Origin of the sequence: uncultured Halovibrio sp. (genome assembly GCF_913056445.1) — a bacterium.
Taxonomy (GTDB): Bacteria; Pseudomonadota; Gammaproteobacteria; order Pseudomonadales; family Oleiphilaceae; genus Halospina; species Halospina utahensis_B.
The window spans coordinates 14,545-30,256 of record NZ_CAJXMA010000008.1; the positions used below are offsets into that span (position 1 = coordinate 14,545).

A 15,712-nucleotide genomic window follows, 5' to 3' on the forward strand; every position below is an offset into this window, starting at 1 on the left:
ATGGGGGAACGCCGTTTCAGGGCCCTGGAGTCGATTGCCGGCGGTGACTGGCCGGGATTCCGCAAGGGGCTGGAGAAGGAGGGGCTGCGGGTGGATCCGGAGGGGGCCATCGCGCGGACACCGCATCCGGAAGCTCTGGGTTCCGCTCTCACCAATCCGGCGATCACCACGGACTATTCCGAGTCCCTGCTGGAGCTGGTCACGCCTGTCTGTGAGTCCACCGCTGAACTGATGGCGGCCATCGAGGGCATCCATGCCTATGTTCACCGCCATCTGGGAGAAGAAACCCTCTGGCCCCTGAGCATGCCCTGCCGGCTGGATGGCGAGCAGAGCATCCCCATCGCGCACTACGGCACCTCCAACATCGGCATGCTCAAGACCGTCTATCGCCGTGGTCTGGCCTGGCGCTACGGGCGCATCATGCAGAGCATTGCCGGCACCCACTACAACTTCTCGCTGCCGGATGCATTCTGGCGGCAGTGGCAGCAGCAGCTGGGCGATCCGGGCCCGCTGGCGGACTTCCGTACCCAGCAGTACTTCTGGCTGATCCGCAATTTCCGCCGCCAGAGCTGGCTGCTGATGTACCTGTTCGGCGCCTCGCCGGCGCTGGACACCAGTTTCATGAACGGCAGCCGTTCCGGCCTGGCGCCACTCGGTGACCGCACCCTCTTCCAGCAGGGTGCGACTTCCCTGCGCATGAGCGATCTGGGCTACAACAACCAGGCCCAATCCTCGCTGGACATCTGTTTCAACCGGCTGGAGACCTACACCGATACCCTGGAAAACGCCATCCACACGACCTGGCCTCCGTATCAGGAGATCGGCCTGTTCCGGGATGGCGAACGCATCCAGATCAATGACAGTGTGCTGCAGATCGAGAACGAGTACTACAGCGCCATCCGTCCCAAGCGTACCACCGAATCCGGCGAGAAACCGCTGCATGCCCTTCAGGAGCGGGGCGTGGAATACGTGGAGGTGCGCTGCCTCGACCTCGATCCGTTCTCGGCGGTGGGGGTTAACGAGGACCAGCTGGACTTCATGGACCTGTTCCTTCTGCATTGCCTGGTCAGCGACAGCCCGCTGATCGACGACAATGAATGTGAAAGCCTGGACAACGCCTTCCAGGACGTGGTTCGTCACGGGCGTGATCCGGATGCCCGGTTCTGTTTCGGTGCTGGTGCGGAACCGCTGGCGCAGGCAGGGCACCGGATCCTGGATCAGATGGGGGAGCTGGCGGCGGTGCTGCCGGGGGCTGAGCGCTACCAGGCGGTTCTGGCCACCATGCGGGCCCGGCTGGACGACCCCGCCCAGACACCCTCGGGCCGTCTGCTCAGTGAGCTGGGTGAGGGCCGGGAGCTGGTGGACTGGGGGCTGGCAAAGGCCTCCGCGCAGCAGGCGCAGGTCCGCGCTCAGGCTACGGATGACTGGGATGCACACCTGGCCGAACAGGCCCGCCAGTCACTGGCGGATCAGAAAGCGGTGGAGGACGCCGAGAGCGAGGACTTCGAGACCTTTCTGGCCCGCTATCTGGCGGAATGAGGGCTGCCCTGTGAACGCTGTCCGCCCTGAGGGTGGCAGTGGCGCACAGTTCCTGAATGTTCAGTTGTTGGACACTGATCCGGCTGTTACCGTCTGTTGCAGAAGGTAACGGAACGTTATCGGTGGCCGAAACCGCATCCGGAGGAACAGGGTCATGGCCAGGAGTGGGGAGCTGGGCTGGGACCTGGAATCGCTGAACAAGGCCTATGACCATGGCTATATGGCGGCGTCCGTTCACATGGAGCCGTCACGCTGCCCCTACTGGACGGATGTGATCCGCGCCGCGTGGGAGGCGGGCTGGGAGGATGGTCACCTGGCCTGCACGATGAAACCGGGCAACAGCACTTCCCGTACCGGGCCGGAGGGCAATGGCTCATCCTCACTGGACCCGTTATTTTCTTCACTATCGGCCTGAGCCTCTTCAGGTTTCTGCTTCAGGGCCGGGATCTCACTGACAAGCCGTTCGTTTACCGCGTTGCGGATATCCGAGCGCAGCGTGTCCTGGCCCTCCGCACTGCGCAGCTCATCCACCGACCGGTCACTTATCAGTATCACCACCTCATGGCGTAGCCAGGGCGTGTGCGCTTCAGCTTTTTTACGCGCCTGTGCCTCATGGAAACGCAGCGTCACTTTTGCCTTGGCGTAACTGCCCGCCTGATCCGGGTCCCCGATGTTGACTACGAAGGCGGGCGACAGTTCCAGGTAGGTGGATGGCGGGCCGTCATCGCCTCCGCCACCCGCGGCGAGTGCGAGGGGTGCGGTGAGAGCCAGCAGTAACAGGGTGAATTGACGCATGAAGGATGCTGTCCGTGATTGTGGGTGATAACTTACACCCCATTGTAGGCGGCCGGGTGCGGTTGTGCATCCGGCCCGAAGGAACGTCACAGGAGTAGGCATGCGATTCAACCGGATTGTTTTCACCCTGATTGCACTGGCCTGTGTGGCGGTGCTGGGGGTGGCGCTTTACATGGAGCACATGATGGGCCTGGAACCCTGCCCGCTGTGCATGCTCCAGCGTATGGCCTTTGTGGGGGTGGGGGTGGTGGCGCTGCTGGCGGCCCTGATTGGCCCCTCCGGCCCGGGGGTGCGCCTGGGTGGCGGTCTGATGATGATCCCGGCGCTGGCCGGCCTGGGCCTGGCCGGGCGCCAGCTCTGGCTCCAGAACCTGCCCGCCGACCAGGTGCCGCCCTGTGGCCCGGGCTATGACTACCTGCGTGAGACCTTCCCGCTCACGGAGGTGGTCTGGATGGCACTGGAGGGCGACGGCAGCTGTGCGGAGATCCAGTGGCAGTTCCTGGGGCTGAGCATTCCCGGCTGGAGTTTTGTGCTTTTCGCGCTTGCCGCGCTGGCGGGAGTCGGCCTGCTGGTGGTTGGCAAAGGGCGGCGGCACGGGTTGCTGGACTGACGATGTTCCGGTAATTTGAAAGCGCACATGGTGTTGAAGAACAACATTAAGGGAACCTGACAGGGTTCCGGAAACACCTGATCCTTTGATGGGAGGGGACTATGCTGGAAGACTGCCGGAATGCCCGGGAGCGGTGGGGCGGTGTCACTGAGCTGGTTGACCGCTGGCTGCAGGCTCGCCAGCAGCTGATCGTCCAGTATTGTGGGCTCAGCAACAACCCGGATTTCAGCCGGACCGAGCCGCTTCATGAACAGCTGTCATCGCTGTGTGAACAGCTTCTGGATTATGTGTCCGCAGGTCATTTCGAGGTCTACGAGCAGCTCATGAATGAGGCCCGGGAATTCGATGACGGCGGTATCGAGGTGGCCAACCGGGTCTATCCGAAGATCAGCAAAACCACCCAGGAGATGCTGGCCTTCAACGATCTGCTTGAGGTGAGCGAGAAAAGCGAGGAGGACATGCGCGCCATGTATGCCCGTGTCTCACGCCTCGGTGAGATCATGGAGGAGCGCTTCGAGCTGGAGGATCTGCTGATCGAGAACCTCCATAACGCGCATGCCGATCAGGTGGCCTGACCTGGCCCCTACTGGACCTCGATCAGCTCCACGTCAAAGATCAGTGCCTGGTTGGGGCCGATCGAGGGCGGGCCATTCTCGCCATAGGCCAGTTGCGGTGGAATGTAGAACCGATAGCGGTCGCCCTCGTTCATCAGCTGGAGCCCTTCCGTCCAGCCCGGGATGACCTGCTGCAGGCCGAAAGTGGCGGGCTCGCCGCGTTCCCGGGAGCTGTCGAAGACGGTGCCGTCGATCAGTTCGCCGGTATAGTGGACCGTGACACGATCGTCCTCGGCCGGTGACTCACCATCCCCTTCCTCGATCACTTCGTACTGGAGCCCCGAGTCGGTGGTCTTCACACCATCCCGCTGGCGGTTCTTCTCCAGAAACGCTCTGGAGGCGGCCAGGTTCTCCTCGGCATCACCGCCGCCGCTGCTCTTGCTCTGCTGGCCGGAGGTGTTGCCGGTGGCTTCATCCCGCAGGCGCTTCTGGTAGTTGCTGACGGCCTTCTGGATCTGCTCGTCGGAGAGCCGGGGCTCGTTGCCTTCCATACTGTCACGGACACCGGCCATGAAGGCATCGCTGTTGAGGTCCTGCATATCCTGCTGGATGCGGTCGGCAAAAAGCTTGCCCATGGCATAACCGAGCCGCTGGTCCTCGGACTCCAGGCTTACATCGGATTCGGCACTGCAGCCGACCGCCAGCATCAGGCAGGCGCCGGCGATGGTGCTGCGTTGCAGCGCGAGGGAAGTGCGTCGCGTCATGATGGTTCTCCATTGGCTTCCTTGATCTCCCCCCACAGTTCAACCAGCGATGCGGCAGTGGCCGGGTCGAGCCCCGGGAGGAGGCTGCCCAGATTATGGCGGGCCAGGGCCGTGCGCGAAAGGCCCGACTGCGTGACGGATCCGTCATCCACGAGGCGCTGCCACCACCAGGCCAGCTCCACCTGTTCGGCCTTCAGCTCCGCCTGCTTGACGGTGTCGCGCAGTGGGGCCGTGGTGCCATTGCCCCTGGGCAGGTTCATCCGCAGGGCGCGCAGGTCGGCGGTGACATCGGTGCGCCACTGGTGGATGCCCTCGGGCTCGGTTTGCGGGGCTTGGCGACCGCGGGCGGCACAGAACAGCGCCACCAGGAGTGGGGTCACCGCCAGACCCTGGTTCTGGGCCTCAAGGCACTGGTATGCGAATCCGTCGTGACGCCATAGGGTCAGCACGTACTGCCAGAGTGGATTGTCCAGTGACAGATTGTCGGGGGGCTCCTGCCGTGGCATGGGGTCTTTCCTGTAGAATGCCGCCATGATCGCATTCAATAACCTGACACTTCAGCGCGGCGGCCAGTGGCTGCTTGAGGACTGCTCCGCCACCATCCAGCCTGGGCAGCGGGTTGCCCTCATTGGTGGCAATGGTGCCGGCAAGTCCAGTCTCTTTCAAATGATCCTGGGGGAACTGGCACCGGAAAACGGCGAGATCCAGGTCCCCGGCGGCTGCCGCATCGCCCACATGGCCCAGGAGGTGGGTGGCAGCCAGCGCACGGCACGGGACTTTGTGCTGGATGGCCACGCCGAGCTGCGGCAGCTTGAGGAACGTCTGGCCCGGGCCGAGGCCAGTGGCGACGAAAACGAGATGGTCCGTGTCCATGGTGAACTGGACAATCTCAAGGCCTGGGACGCCCCGCGCCAGGCGGAGGCCCTGCTGCGGGGGCTGGCCTTTACGGATGATGACATGGACCGCCCGGTGGACAGCTTCTCCGGCGGCTGGCGCATCCGGCTGAACCTGGCCCAGGCACTGATGGTGCCTTCGGATCTGCTGTTGCTGGACGAGCCCACCAACCACCTGGACATTGAAGCCTGCTACTGGCTGGAAGGCTGGCTCAAGCAGTACCAGGGCACGCTGCTGTTCATCTCCCACGACCGCGATTTCATGGACCGGGTGGCAACCCATGTCATCCACTTTGAACACCGCAAGCTGTTCTATTACGTGGGCAACTACCACGCCTTTGAACGCCAGCGGGCGGAACGGCTGGCACGCCAGCAGGCGGAGTATGAAAAGCAGCAGAAGCGGGTTGCCGAAATCCAGTCCTTTATCGACCGCTTCCGGGCCCAGGCCAGCAAGGCGAAGCAGGCCCAGAGCCGCATTAAGGCGCTGGAACGCATGGAAACCATCGCACCGGCGCACGTGGATTCCCAGTTCGAGTTCCGCTTCCCGGAGGCGGACAAGGTCTCCAATCCACTGCTGACCGTGCGGGGTGGTGCCGTGGGCTATGACGGAGCGCCGCTGCTCAGTGGCATTCACCTGCACCTGCTGCCGGGCAGCCGTATCGGTCTTCTCGGGGTCAATGGCGCGGGCAAGTCCACGCTGATCAGCATGCTGCGCGGGGCCACACCGCTGCTCAGTGGCGAACGTGTTACCGGGGAACATTTCCGGCCGGGTTATTTTGCCCAGCATCAGCTGGATGAACTGGATCTGGACGCCAGCCCATTCCAGCACCTGCAGCGGCTGACGCCCGAGGCCTCGGATCAGTCCATCCGCAAATTCCTGGGCGGCTTTGGTTTCCGCGGGGATGATGCCCTGGCGAGCATCCGCAACTGCTCCGGGGGTGAGAAGGCCCGTCTGGCACTGGCCATCATCGCCTGGCAGAAGCCCAATGTGCTCTTCCTGGACGAGCCCACCAACCACCTGGACCTGGAGATGCGCCAGGCCCTGACCATGGCGCTGCAGTCGTTCAGCGGTGCCATGGTGCTGGTCTCCCACGATCGCCACCTGCTGCGCAACACGGTGGACACCTTCTGGCGCGTGGCGGACGGTACCGTCACCGAGTTCGACGGCGACCTGGACGAGTACGAACGCTGGCTTGCCGAAGGCGGTGAACGGGCTTCCGGCGGGGACGGAAAGTCTTCAGGTGCCCGGGATGCCGCTCCTCAGCCGGCAGCCAAAGAAAGCGCAGCCGAGCGCCAGGCGCGCAGGAAAGCCGCCGCCGAGCAGCGCCAGAAGATGGCGCCGCTGAAAAAGGAGGTCGAGCGCTGTGAGAAGGAGCTGGAACGCCTTGCGAAGGAGAAATCCGAGGTGGAAGAGGCGCTCGGCGATACCGGCCTGTATGAGGCCGAGCGCAAGGACGAACTGAAGCAGCTCCTGGACCGCCAGGCGGAGCTGGCACGCCGTGAATCCGAGGCCGAGGCGGCCTGGATGGAGGCCAGCGAGTCCCTGGAGTCACTGGAGGCGGACGCCTACTCCTGAATCACCAGGTCGACATCGGCCTGTTTGACCCGCTCCCGCTCGCTCATCAGGTCGGCCCGTGTCAGCGGGTGCGCCTCCAGCCAGTCGGCCGGCAGTGAAAGGGTGATCCGTGCCCCTTTGGCGCTGAGGCTGAATGGTGGCGGCGCGGCGCCGGCACGCCCGTGCTGGAAGAGCACCGCAAGCCGCAGCATCACCGCAAGCCGTTTGATCGGCTGGATCTCGTCCGGGTAGAGGTGTTCGAACAGCGCGTTGTTGAACTTGCGCCTGTGGGTGCGCACCAGGGTTGCCAGCGCCCGCTGGTCGTCCTGCGAGAAACCCGGCAGGTCCGAGTGGGTCATCAGATAGGCGCCATGCTTGTGGTACTGGGTATGGCTGATGGCCAGCCCGATCTCATGCACCCGGCAGGCCCAGCACAGCAGGTTACGGTAGTCGCTGTTCCCGAGTCCCCAGTCCGGGCCGACCTGCTCCAGCGCCCGCGTGGCAGTGGCCTCCACCGCCGCCGCATGATCAAGGTCCACGGAATAGCGCCCCTGAAGAGCCTGGATGGTGCGTTCGCGCACATCCTCATGGTTGTCCCGGCCCAGCAGATCGTAGAGAACCCCTTCACGCAGGGCGCCGTCGGCGAAATTCATGGACTCGATGCCCAGCGATTCAAAGGCGGCATAGAGTATGGCGAAACCGGCCGGGAAAATGCTGCGCCTGTCCTCGCGTACCCCGAGCGAATCCAGCTTTTCCGTGCGGCCAATGTCGATCAGGCGCTTGCGCAGTGACTTCATGGCCTCCCAGGTAACCCCCTCGCGGCTGAGGTTCAGCTCGTTGACCACCCCGATGATGGCCTTGATGGAGCCGGAGGACCCCACGCAGTTGTGCCAGCCGCGCTGGCGGAAACGCTGCTGGATGTTGAGCAGCTCCTGGCGTGCGTGGGTGATGGCTCTGTCCATGCGCTTGCGCGAGATCTTGCCGTCCGGGAAGTAGTCGTTGCGGAAGGACACACAGCCCATGTGCAGGCTTTCCGTCTCGCGCGCCTCGAAGCGTTCGCCGATGATGAACTCGGTGCTGCCGCCGCCGATGTCGATGACCAGCCGGGGGCCGGCGTCATCCGCGAGGGTGTGGGAGACCCCCAGGTAGATGAGGCGGGCTTCCTCGCGCCCGGCTACGATCTCCACCGGGCAGCCCAGGGTCTCCTCGGCCGACTGGATGAAGTGATCGGCGTTACGGGCGGCACGCAGTGCGTTGGTGCCCACCACCCGGACCGATTCCGCGTTCATGCTGCGGATGCGCTGGGCGAAGCGCTGCAGGCAGGCCAGGCCGCGTTCCCTGGCCTCGGCGGAGAGGTAGTTGTCACGGTCCAGTCCGGCACCGAGCTGGACCTTCTCGCCCATTTTCTCAATGGTGCGGATCTCGCCGTGCACCGCCTGGGCCACGACCATGTGGAAGCTGTTGGAGCCAAGGTCCACGGCGGCCAGCAGCCGGGGGGCGTCCTGGGAACTGTGCGGGGAAGTCACCTGTCTTGAAATCCTGCTGAAAGCCCATATATTCTGAACAGCGCCGTGTTCAGGGCTGGTATCTGATCCGGATACTAACCCGCGGAGCGGCCCATGTAACAGAGGGGATCCTCGCGTGTCCCGGTGACAGCCGGTTACGGCGGGCAAATTCCCATTCATACAGCAGCAATTTGGAAGTAGGGCGATGAGCGACAACATTGTGAGCGTGACCGACGGCACCTTCGAAGACGAAGTTCTCAAGTCGGACGTACCGGTTCTTGTGGACTACTGGGCGGAATGGTGCGGGCCCTGCAAGATGATCCATCCGGTTCTCGAAGAGATTGCGGACGAGTACGAGGGCAAGCTCAAGATCGCCAAGCTCAACATCGACGAGAACCAGCAGACGCCGCCGCGCTTCAACATCCGGGGGATCCCGACCCTGATGCTGTTCAAGAACGGCGATGTGGACGCCACCAAGGTGGGTGCACTGTCCAAGTCCCAGCTGACGGCGTTCCTCGACAGCAACCTGTAACGTTTTCGCCCCGGTCTGCCGGGGCGCTGTGATGCACTATGGTGGTTGGTGGACTGATTCTCGCCGGAGGGCGCGGTGAACGGATGGGCGGAGAAGACAAGGGGCTTCTGCGCCTGGACGGGCGCTCCTATGCGGCTCACCTGGCCGACGTTCTGTGTCCGGTGACCTCCGCGGTGGCCATCAGTGCCAACCGCAATGCGGATGCCCACGGGCAGTGGGCGGATACCGTTCTGCCGGATAACGCCTTTGCCGAAGCCGGCCCCCTGGCGGGGCTGGTGGAAGGTCTCCGATGGGCCCGTATGCGTGGATTTCAGGGGCTGGTGGTGACGCCCTGTGATACGCCACGGCTCCCGCCCATATGGGCGGTTCAGATCCTGGAGGCGGCGCGACGGCGCCCCGCCATTCCCTGTCTCTCGGACACCGGTGAGCGGCGACACCCGCTGCACGGCTACTACCCGGTAGCGCTGCTGGGCCGGGTTGAGCGCTATCTCAGTCGTGGCGAACGCCGGGCACTGGAACTGGCGGAACAGCTGGGCGCCGAATGGATGGATTGCAGCGCCATGGTGGAAGGGTTCCTGAACGTGAACGAGCCCGGGGACCAGGCGCGGCTCAGCAGCGAGGCGCGCTCAGAGACCGTCTGAATCCGCCCAGCGCCGGGCCGCCTCGCGGTCACTGGCCTTCTGCTCCACCCAGTCGCTGTTACCCGCCGCGGTGATTTCCTTTTTCCAGAAAGGAGCGCGGGTTTTCAGGTAGTCCATGATGAACTGGCAGGCCTCAAAGGCATCCTGTCGGTGGCGGCTGCTCACCCCCACGAAGACAATCCGCTCTCCGGCCCGGATCTCGCCCACACGGTGCACGATCTCCGTGCGGTGAATGGTCCAGCGTCGGTCGGCCTCGTCCACCACGGCCTGGATGGCGGTTTCGGTCATGCCGGGGTAGTGCTCCAGGAATAGACTCTGGACGCCGCTCTGGTCACCAAGGTCGCGGGCAAGGCCAGTGAAGCTGCAGACCGCGCCGATCGCAGGGGCATCGTCTTCCAGCGCGGCCAGGACGGGCTCGATCGCCAGCGCTTCGCTCTGGATTCGGATCATTTCAGCCTCCGGTGACCGGTGGGAAGAAGGCCACTTCGTCCCCCGGATTCACCGGCGTTTCCTCCCGGGCCATGGCCTGGTTCACGGCCATGAGCACACAGTCGTCGTCCAGCAGTTCGGCCCACTCGTCGCCGCGCTTTTGAAGCTGCTCACGGATATCACGGACACAGGTGATGCCGTCGGCGGGCAGCTGTTCCTCGCTGATCCCCAGGCGTTCGCGCAGACTGGCAAAGAAACGGATTGCAATACTGGATTCAGCCATGGAGAAGCTCCGAAAACGGCAGGAAGGAGACTGGATCACCGACTTCCAGGGTCTGGTGCTCCGGAATGATGGCCAGCCCGTGCGACCAGCAGGCACTGCTGAGGACGCCCGAACTCTGGGTCGGCGCTGATTCAAGCCAGGTGCGGCCCTCGATGGAGCGACAGCGCACCCGCTGGAACTCGCGTCGGCTCTGGGGGCGTTCCACCGCGAATCCTGCGGGCATGGTGCAGGGTCGGGGCATGAGCTCGCCGTCCTCTCCCTGGCAGGCGCGCAGGAAGGGGCGGCCCAGCACCAGGAAGGTCACCAGGACCGCCGCCGGATTGCCGGGCAACCCGAGGACGGGGGTTTCGTTGATATGGCCGAACGCCAGAGGTTTTCCGGGTTTGATGGCCATGCGCCACAGGTCCAGCTCGCCCAGCGCCCGGATGGCATCACGGATGTGATCCTCCTCCCCCACGGAAACGCCGCCGGTGGTGATGATGGCGTCCGCCTGCTCCGCGGCCTGGGCCAGTGTGTCCTGTGTGGCTTCCAGAGTATCCGCCATGGTGTGGAACGGGACGGGCTCCCAGCCGGCGGCGCGCACCAGGGCGGTCAGCATGGGTTGGTTGGAATTGTGGATCTGCCCCGGCGCCAGGGGCTGGCCGGGCGGGATCAGTTCGTCGCCGCTGCTGATGATGGCCACGCGCAGGGGGCGGAAGGTGGTGATCTCCGGAAGTCCGGCGGAGGCGAGCAGCCCCAGATGCCAGGGATCCAGGCGGGTTCCGGCGTTGATCAGGGTCTCGCCGGTATCAATGTCCTGCCCGGCAGGGCGGATGTTCTGGCCGGTGCCGGGAGACTGGAGAAGCCGGACCCGGTCGCCTTCGGTCTCGGTGTTCTCCTGCATGACGACGGTATCCGCCCCCTCGGGAATGGCGGCGCCGGTGAAGATGCGGGCGGCCGTGCCGGCCTCCAGGGGGTGGGGGGCCTGCCCGGCGGGCACGCGCTGGGAAACGGGCAGTGTGCCCGCTTCGGCATCCGCCGCGCGCAGGGCATAGCCGTCCACGGCGCTGTTGTCCGCTGGCGGAACCTGTACCGCTGAAACCGGGCTCTCGGCGAGGATCCGCTGGAGGGCGTCATTCAGGGGCGTGGTCTCGGTACCGGGCAGGACCCGGGCGGCCTTCATCAGTTGTGTCCGGGCCTCATCCACGCTGATCAGTGTGTCCGTGCCCGCCATCAGTTGGCTCCCCGGGCGGCATCAAGGGGAATTTCCCGGTCCAGTCCGCTGAGGTCCCGCTCGGGTTTGCGCTGGACCAGGGCGGAAAAGTTGCAGGGTCGGTGGCGGCTGTCGAGCTGGTCGCGCACGATGCCCTCCCAGGCGGTGCGGCAGGCGCCGGTGGAGCCCGGCATGCAGAAGACCACGGTATGGTTCGCCAGCCCGGCCAGGGCTCGGGACTGGATGGTGCTGTTGCCGATTTCCTGGGCGGAGAGACGGCGGAATTCCTCACCGAAACCCTCGATGGTCTTTTCGAACAGCGGGCCCAGCGATTCCGGCGTGCTGTCACGCTCCTGCAGGCCGGTGCCGCCAGTGATCAGCACGCTCTGGATCTGCGGATCCGCGATCCAGCGGCTGACCAGAGCCCGCATGAGGCAGGTGTCGTCCTGCAGCAGGCGCCGCGCCACGATGTTGTGACCCGCCTCAAGGGCGGCATCCACCAGGAACTGGCCGGAGCTGTCCTCGCTCGGCCCCCGGCTGTCAGAGATGGTCAGGATGGCAAGGTTGAGGGGCGCGAAGTCACTGGCTGATGCCATCGGGTCGGGTCTCCTGTGAGGGTTCCTTGATGCTGCCATGATAAGCGCAGCCGGGGGCTGCACCAATGCCTCCAGTGGGGTAAACGCGGGGGTTTTGCACTGCCGTTGAAAATGGTGTATTTTGACAACTCCTGATTAAGGCAGGCGGGTCGGTGCCCCACCCATCCGCCAATCCCGGAATCTCCGTTCTGACCCTGGTTTCACTGAATCGCCCCGATCGGCAGAACCCGGGCAATCCGGAACTTCGCTTCCCCAGCAGTCTGATAACAACCAACTTCATCCTATCCATCCAGACGTAATCCCAGACAATCTATGAATCTGACCGAACTCAAGAAAAAACCCGTTCCCGAACTCATTGAGGTTGCCCAGGAGATGGGCCTCGAAAACATGGCCCGTTCGCGAAAGCAGGATGTGATCTTCGCGATTCTCAAGAAACACGCCAAAAGCGGTGAGGACATCCACGGCGATGGCGTGCTTGAGATCCTCCAGGACGGGTTCGGGTTTCTGCGGTCCGCCGATTCCTCCTATCTGGCGGGCCCGGACGACATCTATGTCTCGCCCAGCCAGATCCGGCGGTTCAACCTGCGCACCGGGGACTCGATTTCCGGCAAGATCCGGCCTCCGAAAGACGGCGAGCGGTATTTCGCACTGCTCAAGGTCAACGACATCAACTTCGGGAAGGCCGACAACACCCGCCACAAGATCCTGTTCGAGAACCTGACGCCGCTCTTCCCGGAGGAACGGCTGCGGCTGGAAGCCGGCAACGGTTCCACTGAGGACCTGTCGGCGCGGATCCTGGATCTTGTCTCCCCCATCGGCAAAGGCCAGCGTGGCCTGATCGTTTCTCCGCCCAAGGCCGGTAAGACGCTGCTGATGCAGACCATGGCCCAGTCCATTGTGCGCAACTCCCCTGACTGCCACCTGATGGTGCTGCTCATCGATGAGCGCCCGGAGGAGGTCACGGAGATGCAGCGCACGGTGCGCGGCGAGGTTGTGGCCTCCACTTTCGATGAGCCGCCGGCACGCCACGTGCAGGTGGCCGAGATGGTGATCGAGAAGGCCAAGCGCCTGGTTGAGCACAAGAAGGACGTGGTGATCCTGCTGGACTCCATCACCCGTCTCGCCCGGGCCTACAACACCGTGATCCCGTCCTCGGGCAAGGTGCTGACCGGTGGTGTCGACGCCCACGCCCTGGAAAAGCCCAAGCGTTTCTTCGGCGCTGCGCGGAATGTGGAAGAGGGTGGCAGTCTGACCATCATGGCCACGGCCCTGGTGGACACCGGCTCCAAGATGGACGAGGTGATCTACGAGGAGTTCAAGGGCACCGGCAATATGGAGGTGCACCTGGACCGCCGGATCGCCGAGCGCCGCACCTATCCGGCCATCAACGTCCGCCGTTCGGGTACGCGCCGCGAGGATCTGCTGGTCAGCGAGGACGAGCTGCAGCGGGTCTGGATCCTGCGCAAGCTCCTGCACTCGATGGATGACGACGTGGCCGCCGTGGAGTTCCTGATCGACAAGCTGCGGGACACCAAGACCAACGAGGAATTCTTCCAGGCGATGAAGAAACGATAACCCCGCAGGAGCCTTCATGCAGTACCGGGATCTGCGCGATTTCATTGATCAGCTTGAACAGCAGGGCGAACTCAAGCGCATCACCACCGAGGTTGACCCACGGCTGGAGATGACCGAGATCGCCGACCGGACCCTGAAGAAGGAGGGACCGGCGCTGCTGTTCGAGAACCCGACGGGGTACAACATGCCGGTTCTGGCGAACCTGTTTGGCACGCCCAAGCGCGTGGCCATGGGCATGGGGCGTGACAGCGTCGAAAGCCTGCGCGAGATCGGTGAGCTGCTGGCGTTCCTCAAGGAGCCGGAACCGCCCAAGGGCTTCCGCGATGCCTTCGACAAGATGCCCATCTTCCGCCAGGTCATGAAGATGGGCCCGAAGATCCGGCGCTCGGCACCCTGCCAGGAAGTGGTGCTGGAAGGGGATGACGTCGACCTCTACCAGCTGCCGGTGCAGACCTGCTGGCCGGAGGATGCGGGGCCGCTGATCACCTGGCCGCTGGTGGTCACACGCGGGCCGGAGAAGGAGCGCCAGAACATGGGCATCTACCGCCAGCAGCGGATCGGGCGCAACCGCCTGATCATGCGCTGGCTGGCCCATCGTGGTGGCGCCCAGGATTTCCAGCAGTGGCAACAGCAGCATCCGGGCGAGCCCTTCCCGGTGGCGGTGGCACTGGGCGCCGACCCGGCCACCATCCTGGGGGCGGTGACACCAGTGCCGGATACCCTTTCCGAGTACGCGTTCTCCGGATTGCTGCGCGGCTCGCGCACCGAACTGGTCAATGCCGGGGTGGGTGACCTGCAGGTGCCAGCCAGCGCCGAGATCATCCTGGAAGGCTACATCTACCCGGATGACACGGCGCCAGAGGGGCCTTTCGGGGACCATACCGGCTACTACAACGAGGTGGAGACCTTTCCGGTCTTCACGGTGGAGCGCATCACCCACCGGAAGAATCCCATCTACCACAGCACCTATACGGGGCGCCCGCCGGACGAACCCGCGGTCCTGGGCGTGGCCCTGAACGAGGTGTTCGTGCCCATACTGCGCAAGCAGTTCCCGGAGATCGTGGACTTCTACCTGCCGCCGGAAGGCTGTTCCTACCGCATGGCCGTTGTGACCATGAAGAAGCAGTACCCAGGCCATGCCAAGCGCGTGATGATGGGTGTATGGTCCTTCCTCCGCCAGTTCATGTACACCAAGTTCGTGATCGTGGTGGATGACGACATCAACGCCCGTGACTGGCAGGACGTGATCTGGGCCATCACCACCCGCATGGATCCGACCCGCGATACCACCCTGGTGGACAACTCGCCCATTGATTACCTGGATTTCGCATCGCCGGTAGCAGGGCTGGGTTCCAAGATGGGGCTGGACGCCACCACCAAGTGGCCCGGCGAGACGGACCGGGAATGGGGGCGACCCATCGCCATGAGCGACGAGATCAAGCGCCGGGTGGACGACCTCTGGCCCCAGCTCGGTCTCGATTGAACTCCGGCCGCCTGCGCCGCGTACGAGGACACTATGGACGCCAACGCGCAACAGCCGAAGACAGACCTGTTCCATCTCAGCGAGATCGGACAGGTCGGTAACGACATCTATCAGGTACGCTTCGAGTGGCCCCAGGGCCGCCCCGTGCCCTTCAGTGCCGGACAGTACCTGGCCATCCATCTGCCCGGCCGGGATCCGGCCTGGTTTTCCATTGCCAGTGCGCCCGGGGCTGAGCAGCTGACCCTGCACATCCAGGCGCCGCCGGAATGGGCGAGCGCCCATGAGGTGATGGAGTACCTGCGGCACGAGGGCTGTGCCCGCATCTCCATGCCCTATGGCGAGGCCTGCCTGAACGAGCCGCCGAATTCGCCGCTGCTGCTGGTTGTGGCGGGGACGGGGTTTGCCCAGGCCAAGAGCATTGTGGACTACCTGCGCTTCAGCCGCATGGAGCAGCCGGTCACCCTTTACTGGGGGGCACGCGACGCCGGGGACATGTATCTGCGCGGGACCGCTGAACGCTGGGAGGAGGCCTGGCCGGACTTTCATTTCCGGCCGGTGGTGTGCGAGGCCGATGCGGCCTCGGACTGTCATCATGAACGCCTGGCCGAGGCCATCCTGGCGGATGGCCATGACCTGGGTCAGGTGAAGGTCATCGCCAGCGGGTCACCGGCAATGGTGTACAGCGTTCTGGATGGCCTCACGCCCGCCGGTTTCGACCCGGCCCGCTTCCATTCGGACGTGCTGCAGTACGCACCCCGGGACTGAG

Annotated in this window: 17 protein-coding genes; 9 read left to right on the top strand and 8 right to left on the bottom strand. The window is 64.3% G+C overall.

Annotated elements, in window-relative coordinates:
• Positions 1-1,539: a glutamate--cysteine ligase gene (gshA, locus tag QZ501_RS03305; protein ID WP_295717129.1), complete on the top strand. Its 1,539-nt coding sequence runs from the start codon at positions 1-3 to the stop codon at positions 1,537-1,539.
• 309 nt (positions 1,540-1,848) lie between these two features.
• On the opposite strand, the gene QZ501_RS03310 is transcribed toward gshA, so the two are convergent.
• On the bottom strand, positions 1,849-2,334 hold the full coding sequence (locus QZ501_RS03310; RefSeq protein ID WP_295717131.1) for a flagellar basal body-associated FliL family protein: 486 nt from the start codon (positions 2,332-2,334) through the stop codon (positions 1,849-1,851).
• 100 nt (positions 2,335-2,434) lie between these two features.
• Between QZ501_RS03310 and QZ501_RS03315 the strand changes: the two genes are divergently transcribed.
• Together QZ501_RS03315 and rsd are read left to right on the top strand one after the other, a co-directional pair.
• Complete coding sequence (locus QZ501_RS03315; RefSeq protein WP_160898342.1) at positions 2,435-2,944, top strand: disulfide bond formation protein B; 510 nt, start codon at positions 2,435-2,437, stop codon at positions 2,942-2,944.
• A gap of 101 nt (positions 2,945-3,045) precedes the next feature.
• Positions 3,046-3,519: a sigma D regulator gene (gene rsd / locus QZ501_RS03320; protein ID WP_160898343.1), complete on the top strand. Its 474-nt coding sequence runs from the start codon at positions 3,046-3,048 to the stop codon at positions 3,517-3,519.
• Positions 3,520-3,527: 8 nt separating this feature from the next.
• Here the strand turns inward: rsd and QZ501_RS03325 are convergent, their stop codons facing one another.
• Both QZ501_RS03325 and QZ501_RS03330 read right to left on the bottom strand, forming a co-directional pair.
• Complete coding sequence (locus QZ501_RS03325; RefSeq protein ID WP_295717134.1) at positions 3,528-4,262, bottom strand: FKBP-type peptidyl-prolyl cis-trans isomerase; 735 nt, start codon at positions 4,260-4,262, stop codon at positions 3,528-3,530.
• A complete protein-coding gene (locus QZ501_RS03330; RefSeq protein ID WP_295717136.1) occupies positions 4,259-4,768 on the bottom strand; it encodes a TIGR02444 family protein in 510 nt (169 codons plus the stop codon). The genes QZ501_RS03325 and QZ501_RS03330 overlap by 4 nt, the downstream gene beginning before the upstream one ends.
• A 25-nt stretch (positions 4,769-4,793) precedes the next feature.
• On the opposite strand from QZ501_RS03330, the gene QZ501_RS03335 reads away from it, so the two are divergent.
• On the top strand, positions 4,794-6,731 hold the full coding sequence (locus QZ501_RS03335; RefSeq protein WP_295717139.1) for an ATP-binding cassette domain-containing protein: 1,938 nt from the start codon (positions 4,794-4,796) through the stop codon (positions 6,729-6,731).
• On the opposite strand, the gene ppx is transcribed toward QZ501_RS03335, so the two are convergent.
• Complete coding sequence (gene ppx / locus QZ501_RS03340; RefSeq protein ID WP_160898347.1) at positions 6,722-8,236, bottom strand: exopolyphosphatase; 1,515 nt, start codon at positions 8,234-8,236, stop codon at positions 6,722-6,724. The two genes, QZ501_RS03335 and ppx, sit on opposite strands and share 10 nt — an antisense overlap.
• A 184-nt stretch (positions 8,237-8,420) precedes the next feature.
• Here ppx and trxA point away from each other — a divergent pair, with 184 nt between their 5' ends.
• Both trxA and QZ501_RS03350 read left to right on the top strand, forming a co-directional pair.
• Complete coding sequence (gene trxA, locus QZ501_RS03345; protein WP_077530165.1) at positions 8,421-8,747, top strand: thioredoxin TrxA; 327 nt, start codon at positions 8,421-8,423, stop codon at positions 8,745-8,747.
• A 38-nt stretch (positions 8,748-8,785) separates the two neighbouring features.
• Positions 8,786-9,388, top strand: a complete 603-nt coding sequence (locus tag QZ501_RS03350; protein WP_151440745.1) for an NTP transferase domain-containing protein — start codon at positions 8,786-8,788, stop codon at positions 9,386-9,388.
• Here the strand turns inward: QZ501_RS03350 and QZ501_RS03355 are convergent.
• From QZ501_RS03355 to moaB, 4 genes are read right to left on the bottom strand one after another with little or no spacing between them, the layout of a single operon-like run.
• Complete coding sequence (locus QZ501_RS03355) at positions 9,374-9,838, bottom strand: molybdenum cofactor biosynthesis protein MoaE (protein ID WP_151440744.1); 465 nt, start codon at positions 9,836-9,838, stop codon at positions 9,374-9,376. The two genes, QZ501_RS03350 and QZ501_RS03355, sit on opposite strands and share 15 nt — an antisense overlap.
• A gap of 1 nt (position 9,839) precedes the next feature.
• The gene (moaD, locus tag QZ501_RS03360; protein WP_151440743.1) at positions 9,840-10,100 is read right to left on the bottom strand and encodes a molybdopterin converting factor subunit 1; all 261 of its coding nucleotides are present in this window, start codon (positions 10,098-10,100) and stop codon (positions 9,840-9,842) included.
• A complete protein-coding gene (gene glp / locus QZ501_RS03365) occupies positions 10,093-11,313 on the bottom strand; it encodes a gephyrin-like molybdotransferase Glp (RefSeq protein WP_151440742.1) in 1,221 nt (406 codons plus the stop codon). The genes moaD and glp overlap by 8 nt, the downstream gene beginning before the upstream one ends.
• Positions 11,313-11,888 carry a molybdenum cofactor biosynthesis protein B gene (gene moaB / locus QZ501_RS03370; RefSeq protein WP_160898351.1) on the bottom strand — a complete coding sequence of 192 codons (576 nt, stop codon included), beginning with the start codon at positions 11,886-11,888 and terminating at the stop codon, positions 11,313-11,315. The genes glp and moaB overlap by 1 nt, the downstream gene beginning before the upstream one ends.
• Positions 11,889-12,200: 312 nt before the next feature.
• Here moaB and rho point away from each other — a divergent pair, with 312 nt between their 5' ends.
• From rho to QZ501_RS03385, 3 genes are read left to right on the top strand one after another with little or no spacing between them, the layout of a single operon-like run.
• Complete coding sequence (gene rho, locus QZ501_RS03375; RefSeq protein ID WP_077530171.1) at positions 12,201-13,463, top strand: transcription termination factor Rho; 1,263 nt, start codon at positions 12,201-12,203, stop codon at positions 13,461-13,463.
• A 16-nt stretch (positions 13,464-13,479) separates the two neighbouring features.
• Positions 13,480-14,946 (top strand): 4-hydroxy-3-polyprenylbenzoate decarboxylase, encoded by a 1,467-nt coding sequence (gene ubiD, locus QZ501_RS03380; RefSeq protein ID WP_295717149.1) that lies wholly within the window; start codon positions 13,480-13,482, stop codon positions 14,944-14,946.
• A gap of 33 nt (positions 14,947-14,979) precedes the next feature.
• Positions 14,980-15,711, top strand: a complete 732-nt coding sequence (locus tag QZ501_RS03385; protein ID WP_295717151.1) for a CDP-6-deoxy-delta-3,4-glucoseen reductase — start codon at positions 14,980-14,982, stop codon at positions 15,709-15,711.
• Position 15,712 lies beyond the last annotated feature (1 nt).